Genomic DNA, 15778 nt, shown 5'->3' with positions numbered 1-15778 from the left:
CGGCTCTGGTCGTAGGACCGACTATGTCCGTCTCTGAAAAGTTGAAGATCGTTGGCATCGCCGGCAGCCTTCGCGAAGGCTCCTACAACCGCGCCCTCCTCAGGGCCGCCAGGGAACTTGCACCGGAGGCGGTTGAGATCGAAATCGCGGAGATTGGCGATTTCCCGCTCTACAACGCCGATGTTCAGGCAGAGGGCTTTCCGCAACCGGTGCAGAGGGTGGCCGCCCAACTCGCACGGGCCGATGCCGTCTTGCTCGTGACGCCGGAGTACAACTACTCGGTGTCCGGTGTCCTGAAGAATGCGATCGACTGGATCTCCAGAGTCCCCGAAGCTCCCATGAAGGAGAAGCCCGTGTCGATCATGGGAGCGTCCACCGGCATGCTCGGGACGGCCCGGGCGCAATACCATCTGCGCCAGACGTTGCTCTTTCTTCAGTCGCACGTCCTGATCGGGCCCGAAGTGTTCGTCGCGCGCGCCCAGGAGAAGTTCGACGAATCCGGACGCCTCGTCGACGAGCCCACGCGCGCGCATGTCGGCAAGCATGTGGCCGCGCTGGCGGCTTGGGCGAGGCGACTTCGGCCCTGACGGGAAACCCCGTACGCTCCTGCAGGGGGAGGAGGTCTGGATTGTGGAATGCCTCCTTGGGCCTCGAGCCCTGGAGGTGTGCGATGCGAGTGGGAACCATGCTGGTGGCCGTGAGCGCGCTGGGGGCATGTCTGGTGCAGGCGTCTCCGGACACGCAATGGCAGACGTATCGAATCAAGGAGGCGGGCGCGACCTTCGACATGCCCGCGCAACCCAAGCCGATCGAGAAGACCAAGGAGCGGCCGATCAACGCGTTCGCCCTCCGAACAGCCGACGGAGTGCTGATGGCGGGATTCTCGGAGGCCATGCCCTTCCAAACCGACAAGGGAGGCGCGCAAAAGACGCTCAAGGAGTTCGAGCAGGGGATGCTCTCGAGCGCGAAGCTCCAGGTCGTCGGCACCCGCGAAGTCGAGGTCCAGGGCCGCATGGGCCGGATTCTCGTGCTTCAGCGCGGCGAGGAGGAGTTCTGGCGCGTGATCGCGGTGGTCAACGGCGACCGCATCGTGTTCCAGATGTACATCGGGACCAAGGCGGGTCTCTCCTCCACCACGACGGCGAAGTTCTTCAACTCGCTGAAGTTCGAGAAGTAGAGGCTTGTCCTAATACGCCTTGGAGAACACCACGCGCTGGGCGCTGGGCTTTCCGGTGAGCACGCACGCTCCCGGTTCGGCATCCGCAGGGTCCAACGGCGCGAGCGGGATGCATCGGATCGTGGCCTTGGTGCGCTCGGCGATTTGCACCTCGGTCTCGGTCGTGCCGTCCCAGTGCGCGATCACGAAGCCGGGGGCGTCCTCGCCCGCGAACGCGGCCTCAAACTCCTCCCACGTGTCCACTCGGCGCGTATTGGCCTCGCGGAAAGCGGTGGCCCGCGCCAGCAGTTCGCTCTGGGCAAGCCCAAGCACATCCACGATCGACTGCGCCGCCTCGCCCAGCCCGACCGTGGACTTCTCCCCGCCGTCGCGCCGGGCGAGCACGCAGGTGCCGGATTCCAGGTCGCGCGGACCGATCTCGACGCGGACGCAGGCGCCCTTGAGCTCCCACTCGTTGAACTTGAACCCGGGCGACTCCTTCTCGCGCTTGTCCACGGCCACGCGCACCGGGACCCGGTCCCACCCGAGGGTGCGCAGCTCCCCGGCCAGCGTTTCGCTGGCGGCGATCGTCTTGGAGCGGGTCTCCTCGTCCCTGCCCATCGGGATGATCGCCACCTGAACCGGGGCGAGGCGGGGCGGGAGCACGAGACCCTCGTCGTCCGAGTGCACCATCAGCAGCGTGCCCACGAGGCGCGTCGAGACGCCCCAGGAAGTGGCGTAGACGTGCTCGAGCTGGCCCTCGGCCGATTGGAACGTCACGTCGAAGGCCTTGGCGAAGTTCTGCCCGAGGTGGTGCGACGTTCCGGCCTGAATCGCGCGTCGGTCCTGCGTGAGGGCTTCGATGCAGTACGTGTGGTCGGCGCCGGCAAACTTCTCGTTGTCGCTCTTGATGCCGGTCAGCACGGGCACGGCCATCCACTCCACGGCGAACCGGCGGTAGATCTCGAGGATGGTCAGCGCCTCCTCCTCGGCCTCGTCGTAGGTCGCGTGGGCGGTGTGGCCCTCTTGCCAGAGGAACTCCGTGGTGCGGAGGAAGAGGCGCGTGCGCATCTCCCAACGCACGACGTTGGCCCACTGGTTGATGAGCAGCGGAAGATCGCGGTAGCTCTGGATCCACTTGGCGTACATGTTCCAGATGACCGTTTCGGAGGTCGGGCGAATGTAGAGGGGCTCGTCCAGCTTCTTTCCGCCCCCGTGGGTGACGACGGCGCACTGGGGCGCGAAGCCCTCGACGTGCTCGGCCTCCTTCTGGAGAAAGCTCTCCGGAATGAGCAGGGGGAAATAGGCATTGACGTGCCCGGAAGCCTTGAACATATCGTCGAGCGCGCGCTGCATGAGTTCCCAGATCGCGTAGCCGTGCGGCCGGATCACCATGCAACCCTTGACCGGGGCGTAGTCGGCGAGCTCCGAGCGAAGGACCAACTCGTTGTACCAATCGCTGTAGTTCTCGGCGCGCGGCGTAATGCCTTGTTTGCTGCTCATAGGAGGGGTGATTTTGGCACATCGGCGCGAAGCGGGAAACTATAATCATCCATGCCCGGCCGAGACCACCCGGGGCCGCACTACATTTCCGCGGCCGAGTATGCGCGCGTCCGGCGAACGAAGACCCGTCGCTGGAGTGCGGTCGCGCTGGTGCTTGCCGCATCGGCGATCGTCCTCGGCGTTTGGGCCATCCGCATTCCCCGATTGAGGTCCGCCGAGCAACTGCTCGCGGCGTCGGTGGCGGCGCGCAGCCCGATCGACCTGCAGGCCGAAGTCTGGACCTCGAAGGACCAGCGGTGGGTCCGGTACTGCACGGAGTGGTCCACGCGCGATCAGACGCGTCTCGAGTTCGAGGACACCGGCATCGTCGTCGTGAAGGGGCACACCGAGGACACGGTGTGGGACCCCGGGGCGGGCGAACTGCGCTACCACGTGTTCGACAAGTACGCTCCCGACGTCCGGGCGTGGATCGCGAGCTGCTTCTACAGGGCCTCGATCCGCAAGGACCTCGAGCGGTTCCCGGCGGCGCGCGTCGAGGGGCGATCGGTCAACCGCTACCGCTATGTCGATGGGGCCGAGCGGTACACCCTTTCGGTAGAGGAGGAGACGGACCAGCCCGCGGGCGTGCTTCTGGAGAGGCGGACAGCCGACGGTTGGGTCGGCGCGGTCAACGTTCGGGCGAAGGTGGGTGTGAAGATGGCGCCGAACCTCTTTGCCCAGGAGCCTTCCGGCCCGTTCGTGAAGGTCGATCTCCGGGGGGACCACGACCCGCGCAAAGCGCTCCAGGAGCCGGTCGCCTCCGTCCCGATCGGGCCTGAGAGCGCGATCAAGATCGCAGCTGCGGAGGTCAACCGGGAGGGGACGGTGTTCGTCGTCTTCCACACGCGACAGCCGGTCGTTCCGCCGTTCGTGACCGACGACCGGGGCATGGTCTATTTCCGCCGTTCGCTGCCCTCCTACCAGGAGATTCCGGCTGCGTCGTTCATGTTCGTGCCCCAGATCGCCGACGCGGGAGGGTTTGCTTCGCGGACGATCCAGGTGCACTTCCCGACGCAGGGCGTGTCGAGCGGCAGGCTCCCTCCACGCGACCTCGGCGTGTTTTCGATGTGCGTCGACGCGCCGACTTGCACGCTCGCACCGCGGTACCTGCAGGGCGCCATGGACGCCGACCAGCAGGTCCAGTTCGACGCGGAGGTGTCGCGGGGCCAGCATCTCGAGACCGCGATGCGCTTCTCAGACGGGACGCTCGCCGACATCAGCGACCTTCGCGGCCGGCCGCTTCCCGAAGGCTACGACTCGAAGGACCGTCGTGATGCGATGGAGGCTTATCTCCGGGCGTTGCAGATCCATCGCACCAGTCGGGCGCTCGGTGCTCCCGGGACCGCCTTCATCTGGTTCAGCCTCTACAAACTCGAGCGGGTTCACGGCGATTCGGACCTCGCGACCGCGTATCTGGCCAGCGCCGTGGCCCGTGTCCAAGAGGGGGAGACCGGACCTGGGGCGGAGGAGATCTTCGCCGAGTGGCGCCAACGCCAGCGCCCATCGGCAGGACCGCGCTAGCAGGGTGCTGCCCGGGGGTCGAGCGCAGCGAGACCCCGGGTCCAAAGGGTGACCCGGAGCACCGCGCTGGTGGCGTGGGTGCCACGCCCGCTGGACGGGCGTGAACCAACCCGCGGCCCCGAGATGCATGAGGTGCATGAGGGTGCCACGCCCGCTGGACGGGCGTGCAGCGCGTTGCCGGGCGGGTAAAAGGGTCCATGACCCGTTCGCCCCTGCCTGCCTTGGCCATCTTCGCCCTGGCGGTCAACGCCTGGTGCCAGGAACCTCGGCCGCCGGCATATCCGCCCATCCAGATCGCCCCGCCCGCGACGCGCTTTCAACCCTCGGCGCCTCTGCCGACCCTTGCCAACGTCGTCTTGGACACGTTCGGCGATGCGATCGGGGTGGCGCAGCAGACCGCTCGGGCCCAAGGCCTTCAGGGCCGCCTTCTCTGGGTGGACGCGACAGCCAACATCTCGCGCACGAACTCCGACGAGAAGATCGCGGACCTGATGGCGAAGGCGAAGGCCGTGGGGTTCAACACCGTGGTGTACGACATCAAACCCATCGTCGGCCACACGATGTACCCCAGTCGCTACGCGCCGAAGCTCGCCGAGTGGAAGGGCGCGGTGATGCCGAAAGAGTACGACCCGTTGGCGGCCATGGTCCGCGAGTCGAAGCGCCAAGGGCTCCAGCTCTTCGTCAGCCTCAACGCGTTCAGCGAAGGGCACCGGGATTTCCAGATGGGGCTCGGTTACGAGCACCCCGAGTGGCAGACGGTTCTCTACGAACCCAAGCCCTTCGTGCGGGCCTCGTTTCTCACCCGTCCCACTTTTGCCGTGGTCTCGGAGCCCAATGCGGCTCCGCCCGATGGTTCGGTCCTGGGGCTCGTCACGAGCGCTCTCCGGCTTCCCGCCAAGCCGGAGCCGGACGCGGTCGCCATCGTCGTGGACGCGGGCGGACGGGTCCTCGCCCAGGGAGGTGCCGCGGAGCTGCGGTCCGTTGCGCCCTCGACGCCCTCCGGAGGGTCCGTGCTGTGGGGCTGGGGAGATGCGGGGGCGTACCTGCGGACCTATGCGCAGCCGGGGGACGTCCTCGAGTTCGACTCGACGGCCCAGTACGTGCCGATCGCCGAGCGCCCGGCCCAGCAGATCCCGTTGATGGTGAACCCGCATGCGAGCGCCGTGCAGGACCGCGCGATTGCGATCCTGCGCGAAGTGGTGCAGGGCTACGACGTCGACGGGGTGCTTTACGACGATCGGTTGCGGCTGGGCGGCATGAACGCCGACTTCAGCGAAGAGACCCGTGCCCAGTTCGAGGCCTACGTTGGAAGGCCGCTGCAGTGGCCGGACGAGGCGTTTCGCTTCGTCCTGCATCCCGACCTCTCGCGCGGCATCGCTCCCGGGCCTTACTACGAAGCGTGGCTGACGTTCCGGGCGATGACGATCCGGAATTTCGTCGCGCGGGCACGGTCGGAGGTGGTCGCCGCGCGGCCCGCGGCGAAGTTCGGCGTCTACGCGGGCTCTTGGTTCGGGGAGTATCCCGCGTTTGGTTCGAACTGGAGTTCGAACGAGTTCGACGCGGGCTTCTGGTTCTTGAGCGATGCGTACCGCAAGACAGGGTTCGCGCCGCTGCTCGACGTGCTGGTCACCGGCTGCTACTACAAGACCGCGACCATTGCCCAGGCGATGGGTGCGGGATCGGCCCTCGGCATGACCGTCGAGGCGGCCGGCCAGTTGTCCAACCGCGCGGCCAAGGACCAGGCATGGACCTACGCCGGCATCATGTTGATGGACTTCAAGGACGACCCGGAGCGCCTCTGCGACGCCCTGCAGGCCGCGTGCGGTTCGACCCAAGGGGTGATGGTGTTCGACCTGTCGCACGACATCGACACGTTCTGGCCCATCCTCGAGCGGGCGTTCCGGCAGCCGGCGAAGGCTCCGCACGCCGTGGACGGGCTGTTGGCGGCCGTGCGGAAGAAGCGTGCGGCCCTGGAGGCCGCGGGCGTTAAGGATCCCGCGGTGCCGATCCTCGCCGGTGCCGCCGGCGCCGGTTTTTAAGCTGTGGGATCGGCGTAGGAATAGACGATGAAGAAGAAAGAGATGATCGAGGCCCTGAACGGCGACCTCGCGGGGGAGCTGCAGGCCATCGCCATGTATCTGACGTATTCGGCGGCGGTGACGGGTCCGCACCGGCCCGCGTTGCGCACATTCTTCCAGGCGGAGATTCCCGACGAGACAGCCCACGCGCAGTTTCTCGCGGACAAGATCGCGAGCCTCGGGGGTGTGCCGACCACGGAGGCGCGCCCAGTTCCGAAAGCCACCGATCCCGTGGGGATGCTCACCAACGTGTTGAACGCCGAGGAGCAGGCGATCAAGGACTACAAGAAGCGCGCCGAGCAGGCTTCCGAAATGGGAGACGTCGGCTTGTCGGCACACCTCGAAACGATGGTGGAGGACGAGACGCACCACTTCGAAGAGACGCAGCAGATCCTCCGCGGCTGGGCCTAGCTAGTTGAGCAGCATGGGAGCACGCCCGTCGTGCGCCCGGCTGGCACCACCCGCATGGGAGTGCGCGCGCTCGCGCGTCGCCTTGCCCCCGAGCGGCTTGCCGCGACCGCATGGGAGTGCGCGCGCTCGCGCGTCGCCTTGCCCCGGAGCGGCTTGCCGCGACCGCATGGGAGTGCGCGCGCTCGCGCGTCGCCTTGCCCCCGAGCGGCTTGCCGCGACCACCCATCGTCTCCAAAAGCCCGGATCTCCAAAATACGCGCCATGGTGGGAGGGAACAGAGGGCTGGGAGCCGTCTCGATCCGTACGTAACGGACGCGCCTCGCGGGAAGGCGGTGCACGTAACCCTCCGGGCGCGCCGGCTCGGTCTGCTCTCGGGCGTCCGCCCAGACGTCCCACTCGTTGCCGTCGAGGCTCGTTGTCAGCCGGTACCGCGCCGGCTGACCTGAGGCCCAGGCGGCCACGACCTCCAGGCGCGTGAGCTGCACCACGCGCCCGAGGTCGATCGTCGCGAACTGCGGGTTGGGATAAGCCAGCCAGTAGGCGGTTGGGTCATCCGCCACGCCGTCGTTCACCCGCCAGGCGGGGAACTCGAGGTCCCTTGCGCCCGTCGCGACGAGGGGACGGCCCAGGGCGAGGTTGGGCACGACCGTGACTTTGTGCACCGGACGGAACAGCGTCTCGCCGACCGGTTCCGTGCCCCGGAAGGCCTGGATGGCAAGCACGGCGCTCTTGTCGACCTGGAAGGAGAACCCGTCCTGCAGATCGGAGGGCGTCGGCGTCCGCCCGTCGGTCCGCCAGGCGAACCGAACTCCGGGTTCGAACGGAGTGAGCGAGATCGTGAGCGAGTCCTCGAACTCCGCTTCGTCTTCCAAACGGGCCCCCCGGGTCGTCATGTGAAAGGGATGCGCCTGGCGCTCGACGTGCGAGACGACGCGCTCCATCCGAGACACGAAGGCGTCGTACTCCGATTCGCCGCCGGCGTTCCACATGCGGCAGCCATACGCAAGAATCCGCGCGGGAAGCGTCGTGTGCGCGTTCCATTCGCGCCCCTCCCACCAGCACAACAGGGTTCCACGGACCTGCTCAGGCAAGGGCAGCTCTATCGCGTCTTGCTGGGTGCTGCCGCCATCCACGAGGTGGAAACGCGTGCGGGTCGCCGTGTAGAGGCGCTCGAGTGGAACGAGCGTGTCGATGTCGTAGGGGAAGTGGTTGACGATGTAGAAGGGGTCCCAACCCGCGTTGATGACCTCGAATCCCTTGACGGTGAGTTGGGACGTGGCGTCGTACGGTCCGTCCCACGCCACGACCACGGTCTCGGGCGGGAGCCGCTTCCGCGCCTCTTCGCCCACTTGGAATCCGCGCCACACGATCGGCGTCTTGCCAAGACGCACGACCTCGCGCGCCATCTCGGCGAGAAAGTCGAGGAAAACCGAGTCGGGCCGGGTACCCGGACCGAGACGGACCAGGGCCGCCTCCATATCCGGATCCCGCTGCGCGTTGGGGTACCACGCCTCGTCCCCGCCCAGATGCACGTACGGAGCGCCGGGGAAGACCCTGGCGACCTCCTGGAGGAGGGACTTGATGCGCTCGCGTACCCCAGGCGAGGCGAAATCGATGCAGCTTTCCGATTCGGACCCCTCGAAACGGTACAGCGCCGGGTTCAAGCGGACGAGCAGCGAGCTGTGGCCGGGCACGTCGATCTCGGGGATGATCGTGACCCCGCGGGCACTGGCGAACTCCTGCAGGTCCCGCATCTCCTTCGCCGTGTACGCCGGCAACCCGTGTTGGTTGTTCTTGTCGATGCCCGCCAACACCTTCGTGGGGAACATCCAGTTCTGATCGTCCGTCAGGTGCAGCTGCATGAACCGGACCCGCCCCGCCTGGCACCAGCGGACCAACGTGCGCAGCGTCGAGAGCGAGTGGTAGCGCCGCGCCACATCGACCAACAGGCATCGGAACGGGACGTCGGGCTGGTCCTGAATCTGCACTTGGTTTCGGCACCCATCTGCAAGCAGTTGGCCGAGGGTATTCAGCCCCCAGACGGCGCCCGTCGGGGTGGACGCCGTGAGCGTGATTGAATCCGCGACCTGCAGGTGGTACTCCTCTTCGGCCAGCGAAAGGTCACTCCTGATGCGAATCAGCGTGCCGTGCGCCGCCTCATGCAGACCCCAGTCGGACACAAACGCACGGGCAACCCCTTCAAACCCACGGGGGCAATCGAACCGGTAGGTGTCCTCCAACTGGATCCCAGGGCCAAACGAAACCGATCGCGGAGCTGGGAGAAGCCCAGGCACACCCAAACCACAAACCACAAACCACAAACCAAGCGCCGGGCTCACCGCGCCGCCACGGGCAATCCGCCGATGGCCGCCACGGCGAAGAAGTGGCTGTCCTTGTTCACCTTCTCGATCGTCGCCGTCGAGACTGCGCCGACGCGCCGCGAGTCCTCCCAGGTCGTGCTCGCGCTGTCGCGCCAGAGCACCTCGTACTCCGTGCCTGGCGTGGCGGTCCAGGTCAGGGTGGTGTCGTGCGACTGGCGGGGGTTGTACCGGACGCGTGTCGGCGCCTCCGCCGCCTGGGCAAGCGACGCCATCGCCACGAGATTCAGGCGCGTGACGTTCGCCAGGTACTCGAAGTCCATGTACTCGATCTTGTCTTCGGGACCGTGCTGCCGGGTGAACTCCTCGAACACCTCGGTGAAGCGCACAGCGCTGAACCCGAGGGAAGAGAACGACGTGTGGTCGCCGCCGCGTCCGAATCGGTCCCGCCGCAAAACGAGGTGGGCGCCGAAACCCGGAATCTTGCCACGCGTGGCCCACTCGATGAACCGGGCGAGTTCGCGGCTCTGCTGGGGGTTCTCACCCGCAGGATCGGGATCGTCGCTGAACACGCGCACGTGCTCCTTGTCCGACTGCCCGTTCAGGTTGGAGCTCGAGCCGGCGATGTCGGTGCTAAACACGGCCTCGAGCTTCCAGCCCTCGGCTTTGGCACGCTCGGCAAGGGCCTTGGACCCGAGCAGCCCTTGCTCCTCGCCTGAGAACGCGACGAACACCAGGGTTTGGTTCCACGGCCGGCCGGCCATTACCCGCGCCAGTTCGAGCGCGAGAGCGGTGCCGCTGCCGTCGTCGTTGGCCCCCGGCGCCCGGCCGGTCTTCGCGTCCTCTTGGAGGTTCAGGGAGTCCATGTGGCCCCCAACCAGAATCCGCCGGTCCGTTTTGCCAGGCAGCACCGCCACCACCTGGTAAGCCTGGATCTCCTCCGGCACCCGGCGGCTCTTCTCGGCCGCGTAAGGCATGACCTCGACCTGGAGGCCCGGAATCTTCCGATACTCGTCCGCGAGCCAATCAACGGACTCCTTCAGCGTCGGCGAAGTCGTGTTCCGGGTGTGGAACGAGGAGAGCTTCTCCACGGTCGCGCGCAAACGCGCGGGGTCCACGTCGCGCACCATGGTTTGGATGTCAAGCGTTTGGGTTTGGGCGACGGCGAGGAGGACAAGACTCAGCACGGGGAGAGGGTTCGACGTCGGGGGTCCGGGCTCCTTCGCAGCTCGCGGGGCTGGAGCCCCTCACCCCGGGGTGCCACCAACCGCAAACCTCCAACCTCCAACCGCAAACCGCAAACCGCAAACCCCAAACCGCAAACCGCAAACCGCAAACCCCAAACCGCAATCCCTAGTCCTCGTCGTCGTCGAGAAGCTCGGGCCGGAGTCCGGTGCGTTCGGCGACCATGGGCGGGCCGAACATCTCTTCCACCTCGGTGATGTCGATGAGGACGTCGCGGGGGCGTGGGCCGTCCCGCGGTCCCACGATGCCACGCTCCTCCATCTCGTCGAGCAGGCGGGAGGCGCGTTGGAAGCCGATCGAGAAGCGGCGCTGGATCATCGACGTGGAGGCCTGGCCCCGGTCTACGATCCAGCGCACCACCTCTTCCCAAAGGGCGTCGACTTCGGTGCCGCCTCCGCCCGCCGCTCCGCGTTTGCCGCCCTCGGCGGGCGCGTCCACCGGCTCCAGGGAGTAGGCGGGTTTCTCTTGATCCCGCCAGAATTTGCACACGTCGGCGATCTCCCGCTCCGACACGTAGCACCCTTGGACGCGCACGGGCTTGCTGGCGTCGATCGGGAGGAACAGCATGTCTCCGCGCCCGATCAGGTCCTCCGCGCCCTTCTGATCCAGGATGGTGCGCGAGTCGATTTGCGACGAGACGGTGAAGGCGATGCGCGAGGCGATGTTGGCCTTGATCGTGCCCGTGATGACATCCACCGAGGGGCGCTGCGTCGCGATCACGAGGTGGATCCCCGTCGCGCGCGCCAACTGGGCGAGGCGGCAGATCGAGGTCTCGACCTCGGCGGCGGCTTGGATCATCAGGTCCGCCAACTCGTCGATGACGACGACGATGTAGGGCATCTTGTCTTGGAACGACGCCTTCTCGTTCCAACCGTCGATGTTCCGCACGCCGAGTTCGGAGAACTTGTCGTACCGCCGGTCCATCTCGCGCCACACGGCGCGGAGCACGCCAGGTGCCTCCTTCACGTCCTTGATGACCGGGCACATGAGGTGCGGAATGCGGTCGAAGAGCGTGAGCTCGACACGCTTGGGATCGATCATCACGAACCGCACGTCCTTCGGCGTGTTGCGCATGAGCAGCGACATGATGAGGCTTGCAAGCCCGATGGACTTGCCCGCGTTGGTCGCGCCGCCAATGAGGAGGTGCGGCATCCGGGTGAGGTCCGCGTACCGGTTCATGCCGCTCACGTCCTGCCCGAGGCAGATACAGAGCCGCGAGGGGTGGTCGAGGAACTCCTTCGTTTCCGCCACTTCGCGCAGGTGGACCTGCGTCGGCTGGGTGTTGGGCACTTCGACGCCGATGGCGGCCTTGCCCGGGATGGGCGCCTCGACGCGAACGTGCGAGGCGGCGAGGTTCATCGCGATGTTGTCGGCCAACGCGGTGATGCGGGCCACGCGAATTCCCGGACCGAGCTGGATCTCAAAGCGGGTGACGGTCGGTCCTGCGGCGACCTCGACCACGTTGGCGTCGATGCCGAACTCCTCGAGGGTGGACTCGAGGGTCGAGATATTCTGCTGCATCTCTTGGGCCGACCGCTTGGGCTTCGCTTCGGTGGGTTGGAGGATGGAGAGGGGCGGCAGGTGGTACCCCTCTTTGGGGCTTGTGTCGAGCGAGGGGCCCTCGGCAGCGACGGTCTCGCGGATCAGGGGCGCCTGGCGCGTTCTGCGCGGCGCATCGCGGGTGTCGTCGTCGGCATCGGAAGGATCCGCGGTTCGAACGACAGCTTGGCGCGGCGCCGGCTTTTCGGCCGTCCGCTTCGGAAGCGGGATCTTCGCTTGGGAGGCCCGTTCTCGAAGGCCCGCGATCAACGCCTGGAGCGGCAGGTTGACGCACAGAATGAGCCCGACCATGCCGAGCGCGCCCAACCCTACGGGCTTGGCGGCGCCAAGGAGGCGTTCCGTGCCCCACGCGATGATGGCCCCCAGATACCCGCCCGAAGCGGAGACCGCCCCAGGCACGAAGTAATCGCCCTCGTAAGGCTGCGCGAACGCGCCGACGATCGCGAGGAACAGGAGGCAGAGCCCCCACGTGAGGTGGGTCACCTCGATCGAACGCCGACCGGCGATCACGGCGAAGCCGAGCCCCGCGAGCAGGAACGGCATGGCCCAAGCTCCTTGTCCAAACAGGAGCGAGAGCGTTTGCGATAGGAAACCACCGACGATCCCTGTGGTGCCCGAGAACATCAGGGACAGCGCCGTGATCAGGGCAAGCGCGAACAGAAGCACGCCCAGAATGTCGAAGCGGCGATGCGACACATCGGGCTCGGAACGTCGCCGGCCGGATGTCCGGGTGCTGACCTTCATCCTAAATTCCCTCTCGCGCGCCAATCCGTGGCGCACCTGAGCAGTATATCATGGGAATCGGGAATCGGGAATCGGGGCTCGGGAATCGGGAATCGGGAATCGGGCCCATCAGAACAGTACCGGCTTTTCCAACTGCCTTAGATTCAGCAACAGGCCCACGGCCGCCATGCACAGCCACATGGCGGTGCCTCCGTAGCTCAGGAACGGCAGCCACAGCCCCACGACGGGAAGAAGCTGCAGATTCATCCCCAAGTTCACGATTGTGTGGAACGAGAACAGGCCCAGCAGGCCGCCCGCGACCATCTTGGCGAACGGCTCGGTGGCGCACAACATCACGAGCCACACGCGGTAGAGGAAGAACCCGAACATCGCGAGGACCAGCGCGGAGCCGACCAGGCCCCCCTCCTCGCCCACGACCGTGAAGATGAAGTCGGTCTGCTGCTCGGGAATGTGGCGGCCCTCCTTCTGCTCGCCTTTCAGATACCCCGATCCCGCCACGCCTCCGACGCCGAACGCGATCTGGGCCCGAAGGCTCTGATAGCCGCCGTCGGAGTCGTCGCCGCGGAACATCGCGATCACTCGGGCCTTCTGGTAGTCGGTCATGATGCCCGGGATCGTGAACGCCGAGGCCAGCAGCGCTACGGACGCGGCCACGGTGGCGACGATGAACTTGCCCGGCACGCGGGCCACGGTGCAGATCGACAGCCAGATGACCAGGATGACCAGCGCTCCCCCCAGGTGCGGCTGCTTGAAGATGAGCAGCATGGGAACCAGTACGTGGAGGAACGAGAGTGCGAAGGTCGAGAACCTGTCCACGTGCTCGGTCCTCGCCGCGAAGAACGTCGCGACCGTCAGCGTGACGAACAACTTGGCCATCTCGCTCGGTTGAAAGTCCAGCGGCCCGATCTGGATCCATCGGGTCGCGCCTCCCCCGGAGCGTCCGGCCACCAAGACCGCGCCCAGAAGCACGATGTTCAGCGCGTAGAGGGTCCACGCCCCGCGTTGCCACGTGCGGGCTGGGATGCGGAGAAAGAGAAAGAACGGCACCAAGCCTACGATCGTGCGGAGCAGTTGCTTGGTGAAGAAGCCGGTCTCGGGGCGGCTGTACTGGATGCTGTACTGTGAAAGAAGGCCCGTGAGGATGAGCAAGAAGGCCGCCAGCAGCAGCCACCAATCGAATCGCAGCAAGGTGCGCGTGCGGTCCTCGGCACCCAGTTGCGGGGCGATCGGCCGCGATTTCATAGGCGATCTAGCCAGGCTCACGCGTCGAACCGGCGCCGAACTCGCGCTTCACGACTCCGCGGCCCTCCACGAGCCAGAACGTCAAGGTGCGCTTGGCCGGTGTTGGCGCGCCGCTGTCCAAGGACATCTCGACCGAGACCTTGACCGCCGTTTCAGGCTCCGGAACGTAAACCTGGGCACTCGAGGTGGTGATCTTGGCGGTGGCGGTCCGGTGGATGTCGCCTGCGCTGAGCTGGCCTTTCCACTCCCACGCGTCGCCGACGTTCATCGGAAACTTCAAGAGAGGCAAGGGGGCATCGTAGCGCTCGCCGCCGGCCATCGCGAGGTTGAAGGCGTCCTTCGTCGAAAGGTACCGCTCCTGCTGAACGACCTCGCCGTGAGCCCAGAGTTCGATCACGACCTCGTTTCCGTCCATCCGGCGCTTGACTTCGACCGGCAACTCGGTGCCCGCGAGCACGAGCTTCGCCTTCTCGCCCGGAAGGGAGTCGGGCTTGAACACCTCGATGTCGCGCAGCGAGGGCCCTTGAGACGTCGCTGCGGGTTTGCAGCCGCACCCCACCGCCGCGGCGGTCAGAGCGGCGAGGAGGATCAGCCTCACGAGGCCCCTCCAGGTTCGAACTTCACCAGCTTGCGCTCGAACTTCGTCGTCCGGGGACCGACCGTTCCCTCGCCCTTCAGCTCGACGAGGCCGATGCCCTTGGCGTAGATGGCGGTTTGCCGATTTCGGATGCCGGTCATGTCCGAACCTCCCACGGAGGCGTCCACCTTCAGCTCGATGACGGGGACGCGGCGGCCAAGCACCTCGCGCTCTCCCTTCGGCGCGCTTTCGCACTTCATCGAAAGGGCGGCGGGCTCGTTCGCCAGTTGCGTTTCACCCACATGCTCCCAGCGAATGCGGCCATCCCCCACCTTGAGAATGGGCACGGGCAGTTCCAGGGGCTTTTTCGCATCGTAGGCGACGAGCATCACCGTGTCGTCCACCACGCGGTAGTACACCGTGTCGTAAACGTGGCCGTTGAGCGAAGAGGCGATCGGCGTGGCGGGATGCCCGCCCACGTCGACCGGCTCGAGGACCTCGTCGAGGTGGATGGTCACGCCTTTGCCCACGTGCTCCTCGTAGTGCCACTTGGTCCCAGGGACCAGCGGGAAGTAGTCCGCAGCGGAGGGGGCGAGGATCGATGCTGCGAGGAGGATGGTGATCATGGACGAGACTACTTGGTGGCCTGGATGGTGATCGTCTGCTTCGGGCCGCTCTTCGGTATCTGGACGATCTCCATTTTGACGGCTCCCAGTCCTTTGACGAACCAGGCCTTCGTGCGCATCTCCATCGATTCGCCGTTGATCTTCGCGGGACCGGACGATTCGACGAGCAGGGCGTCGTAGTCGCCGGCCTTGGTCGAGACCTTCTCCATCTTCACGACCTTGTTGGTCGCCTTTTGCTCCAGCGAGATGCCGTTGGCTTCTTCGAGCTTCGTCTCTGAAGTCCAACTCGTGCCCACGTCGAGTTTGGCGGGAAGCTCCAACTGGTGGGGCGTGATTTTGCCGATGGTCGAGCTCATGGCGTAGAGCCCGTCGGGCTCGAGCGAAAGTTCGCTGTCTCCGACGCTCGCGAACCCGCCGGTGCGCTCGACGACGAAGGTGGCCTTGCCATCCTTCACTTCCTTGAGCCAGAAGCGCTGGGAACCCGTCACCACGTTGGGATCGCCCGCCACGGTGCGTTCCAGGTCCATCGGTTTCGTGTTGCCCAACCCGTAGTACTCGTACGCGTCCGTTTTGAGCGCGTCGGGAAGTTCCGAAAGCGCGACCGGGGTCTGCGCGCCGGTTTCCGCCGTCGCCGGCGCGGCCCCGGTGGTCGCGTTGGGAGTGTCCACCTTGGTCACCGGCTCCTTCGAACCTCCACATCCAGAGGCGACGACGAGGCACGCGAGGAGCGCGGCGGAGATCCAGGGGGTGGGCAAGGT

13 protein-coding genes are annotated in these 15778 nt (G+C 66.3%); 5 read left to right on the top strand and 8 right to left on the bottom strand.

The window, feature by feature from the left end:
• The first annotated feature begins 23 nt into the window (after positions 1-23).
• The gene (locus tag M9921_12805) at positions 24-587 is read left to right on the top strand and encodes an NAD(P)H-dependent oxidoreductase (GenBank protein MCO5297728.1); all 564 of its coding nucleotides are present in this window, start codon (positions 24-26) and stop codon (positions 585-587) included.
• An 83-nt stretch (positions 588-670) separates the two neighbouring features.
• Positions 671-1177 (top strand): hypothetical protein, encoded by a 507-nt coding sequence (locus tag M9921_12800; protein MCO5297727.1) that lies wholly within the window; start codon positions 671-673, stop codon positions 1175-1177.
• A 9-nt stretch (positions 1178-1186) separates the two neighbouring features.
• Here the strand turns inward: M9921_12800 and proS are convergent, their stop codons facing one another.
• Complete coding sequence (proS, locus tag M9921_12795) at positions 1187-2659, bottom strand: proline--tRNA ligase (protein ID MCO5297726.1); 1473 nt, start codon at positions 2657-2659, stop codon at positions 1187-1189.
• Between the two features lie 51 nt (positions 2660-2710).
• Between proS and M9921_12790 the strand changes: the two genes are divergently transcribed.
• From M9921_12790 to M9921_12780, 3 genes are all read left to right on the top strand, one after another.
• Positions 2711-4219, top strand: coding sequence for a hypothetical protein (locus M9921_12790; GenBank protein MCO5297725.1), 1509 nt, complete (start codon positions 2711-2713; stop codon positions 4217-4219).
• Between the two features lie 197 nt (positions 4220-4416).
• Positions 4417-6258 (top strand): family 10 glycosylhydrolase, encoded by a 1842-nt coding sequence (locus M9921_12785; protein ID MCO5297724.1) that lies wholly within the window; start codon positions 4417-4419, stop codon positions 6256-6258.
• A 27-nt stretch (positions 6259-6285) separates the two neighbouring features.
• Positions 6286-6708 (top strand): ferritin-like domain-containing protein, encoded by a 423-nt coding sequence (locus tag M9921_12780; protein MCO5297723.1) that lies wholly within the window; start codon positions 6286-6288, stop codon positions 6706-6708.
• Here M9921_12780 and M9921_12775 read toward each other — a convergent pair.
• From M9921_12775 to M9921_12745, 7 genes are all read right to left on the bottom strand, one after another.
• Positions 6705-8888 (bottom strand): family 20 glycosylhydrolase, encoded by a 2184-nt coding sequence (locus tag M9921_12775; protein ID MCO5297722.1) that lies wholly within the window; start codon positions 8886-8888, stop codon positions 6705-6707. The genes M9921_12780 and M9921_12775 overlap by 4 nt on opposite strands.
• Positions 8889-9043: 155 nt before the next feature.
• Positions 9044-10213 carry a M20/M25/M40 family metallo-hydrolase gene (locus M9921_12770; protein MCO5297721.1) on the bottom strand — a complete coding sequence of 390 codons (1170 nt, stop codon included), beginning with the start codon at positions 10211-10213 and terminating at the stop codon, positions 9044-9046.
• Positions 10214-10379: 166 nt separating this feature from the next.
• Positions 10380-12575: a DNA translocase FtsK gene (locus tag M9921_12765; GenBank protein MCO5297720.1), complete on the bottom strand. Its 2196-nt coding sequence runs from the start codon at positions 12573-12575 to the stop codon at positions 10380-10382.
• Positions 12576-12683: 108 nt separating this feature from the next.
• Complete coding sequence (locus M9921_12760) at positions 12684-13817, bottom strand: rod shape-determining protein RodA (GenBank protein MCO5297719.1); 1134 nt, start codon at positions 13815-13817, stop codon at positions 12684-12686.
• A gap of 7 nt (positions 13818-13824) precedes the next feature.
• On the bottom strand, positions 13825-14415 hold the full coding sequence (locus M9921_12755) for a hypothetical protein (protein MCO5297718.1): 591 nt from the start codon (positions 14413-14415) through the stop codon (positions 13825-13827).
• The gene (locus M9921_12750; protein ID MCO5297717.1) at positions 14412-15020 is read right to left on the bottom strand and encodes a hypothetical protein; all 609 of its coding nucleotides are present in this window, start codon (positions 15018-15020) and stop codon (positions 14412-14414) included. The genes M9921_12755 and M9921_12750 overlap by 4 nt, the downstream gene beginning before the upstream one ends.
• A gap of 8 nt (positions 15021-15028) precedes the next feature.
• Entirely contained in the window at positions 15029-15775 is a 747-nt protein-coding gene (locus M9921_12745) for a hypothetical protein (protein ID MCO5297716.1), read from the bottom strand.
• Between the last annotated feature and the right edge of the window lie 3 nt (positions 15776-15778).

This window comes from Fimbriimonadaceae bacterium, from assembly GCA_023957775.1.
Classification (GTDB): Bacteria; Armatimonadota; Fimbriimonadia; order Fimbriimonadales; family Fimbriimonadaceae; genus JAMLGR01.
The sequence above is the reverse complement of the archived record's forward strand: the minus strand, read 5'-3'. Positions and strand labels throughout refer to the sequence as shown.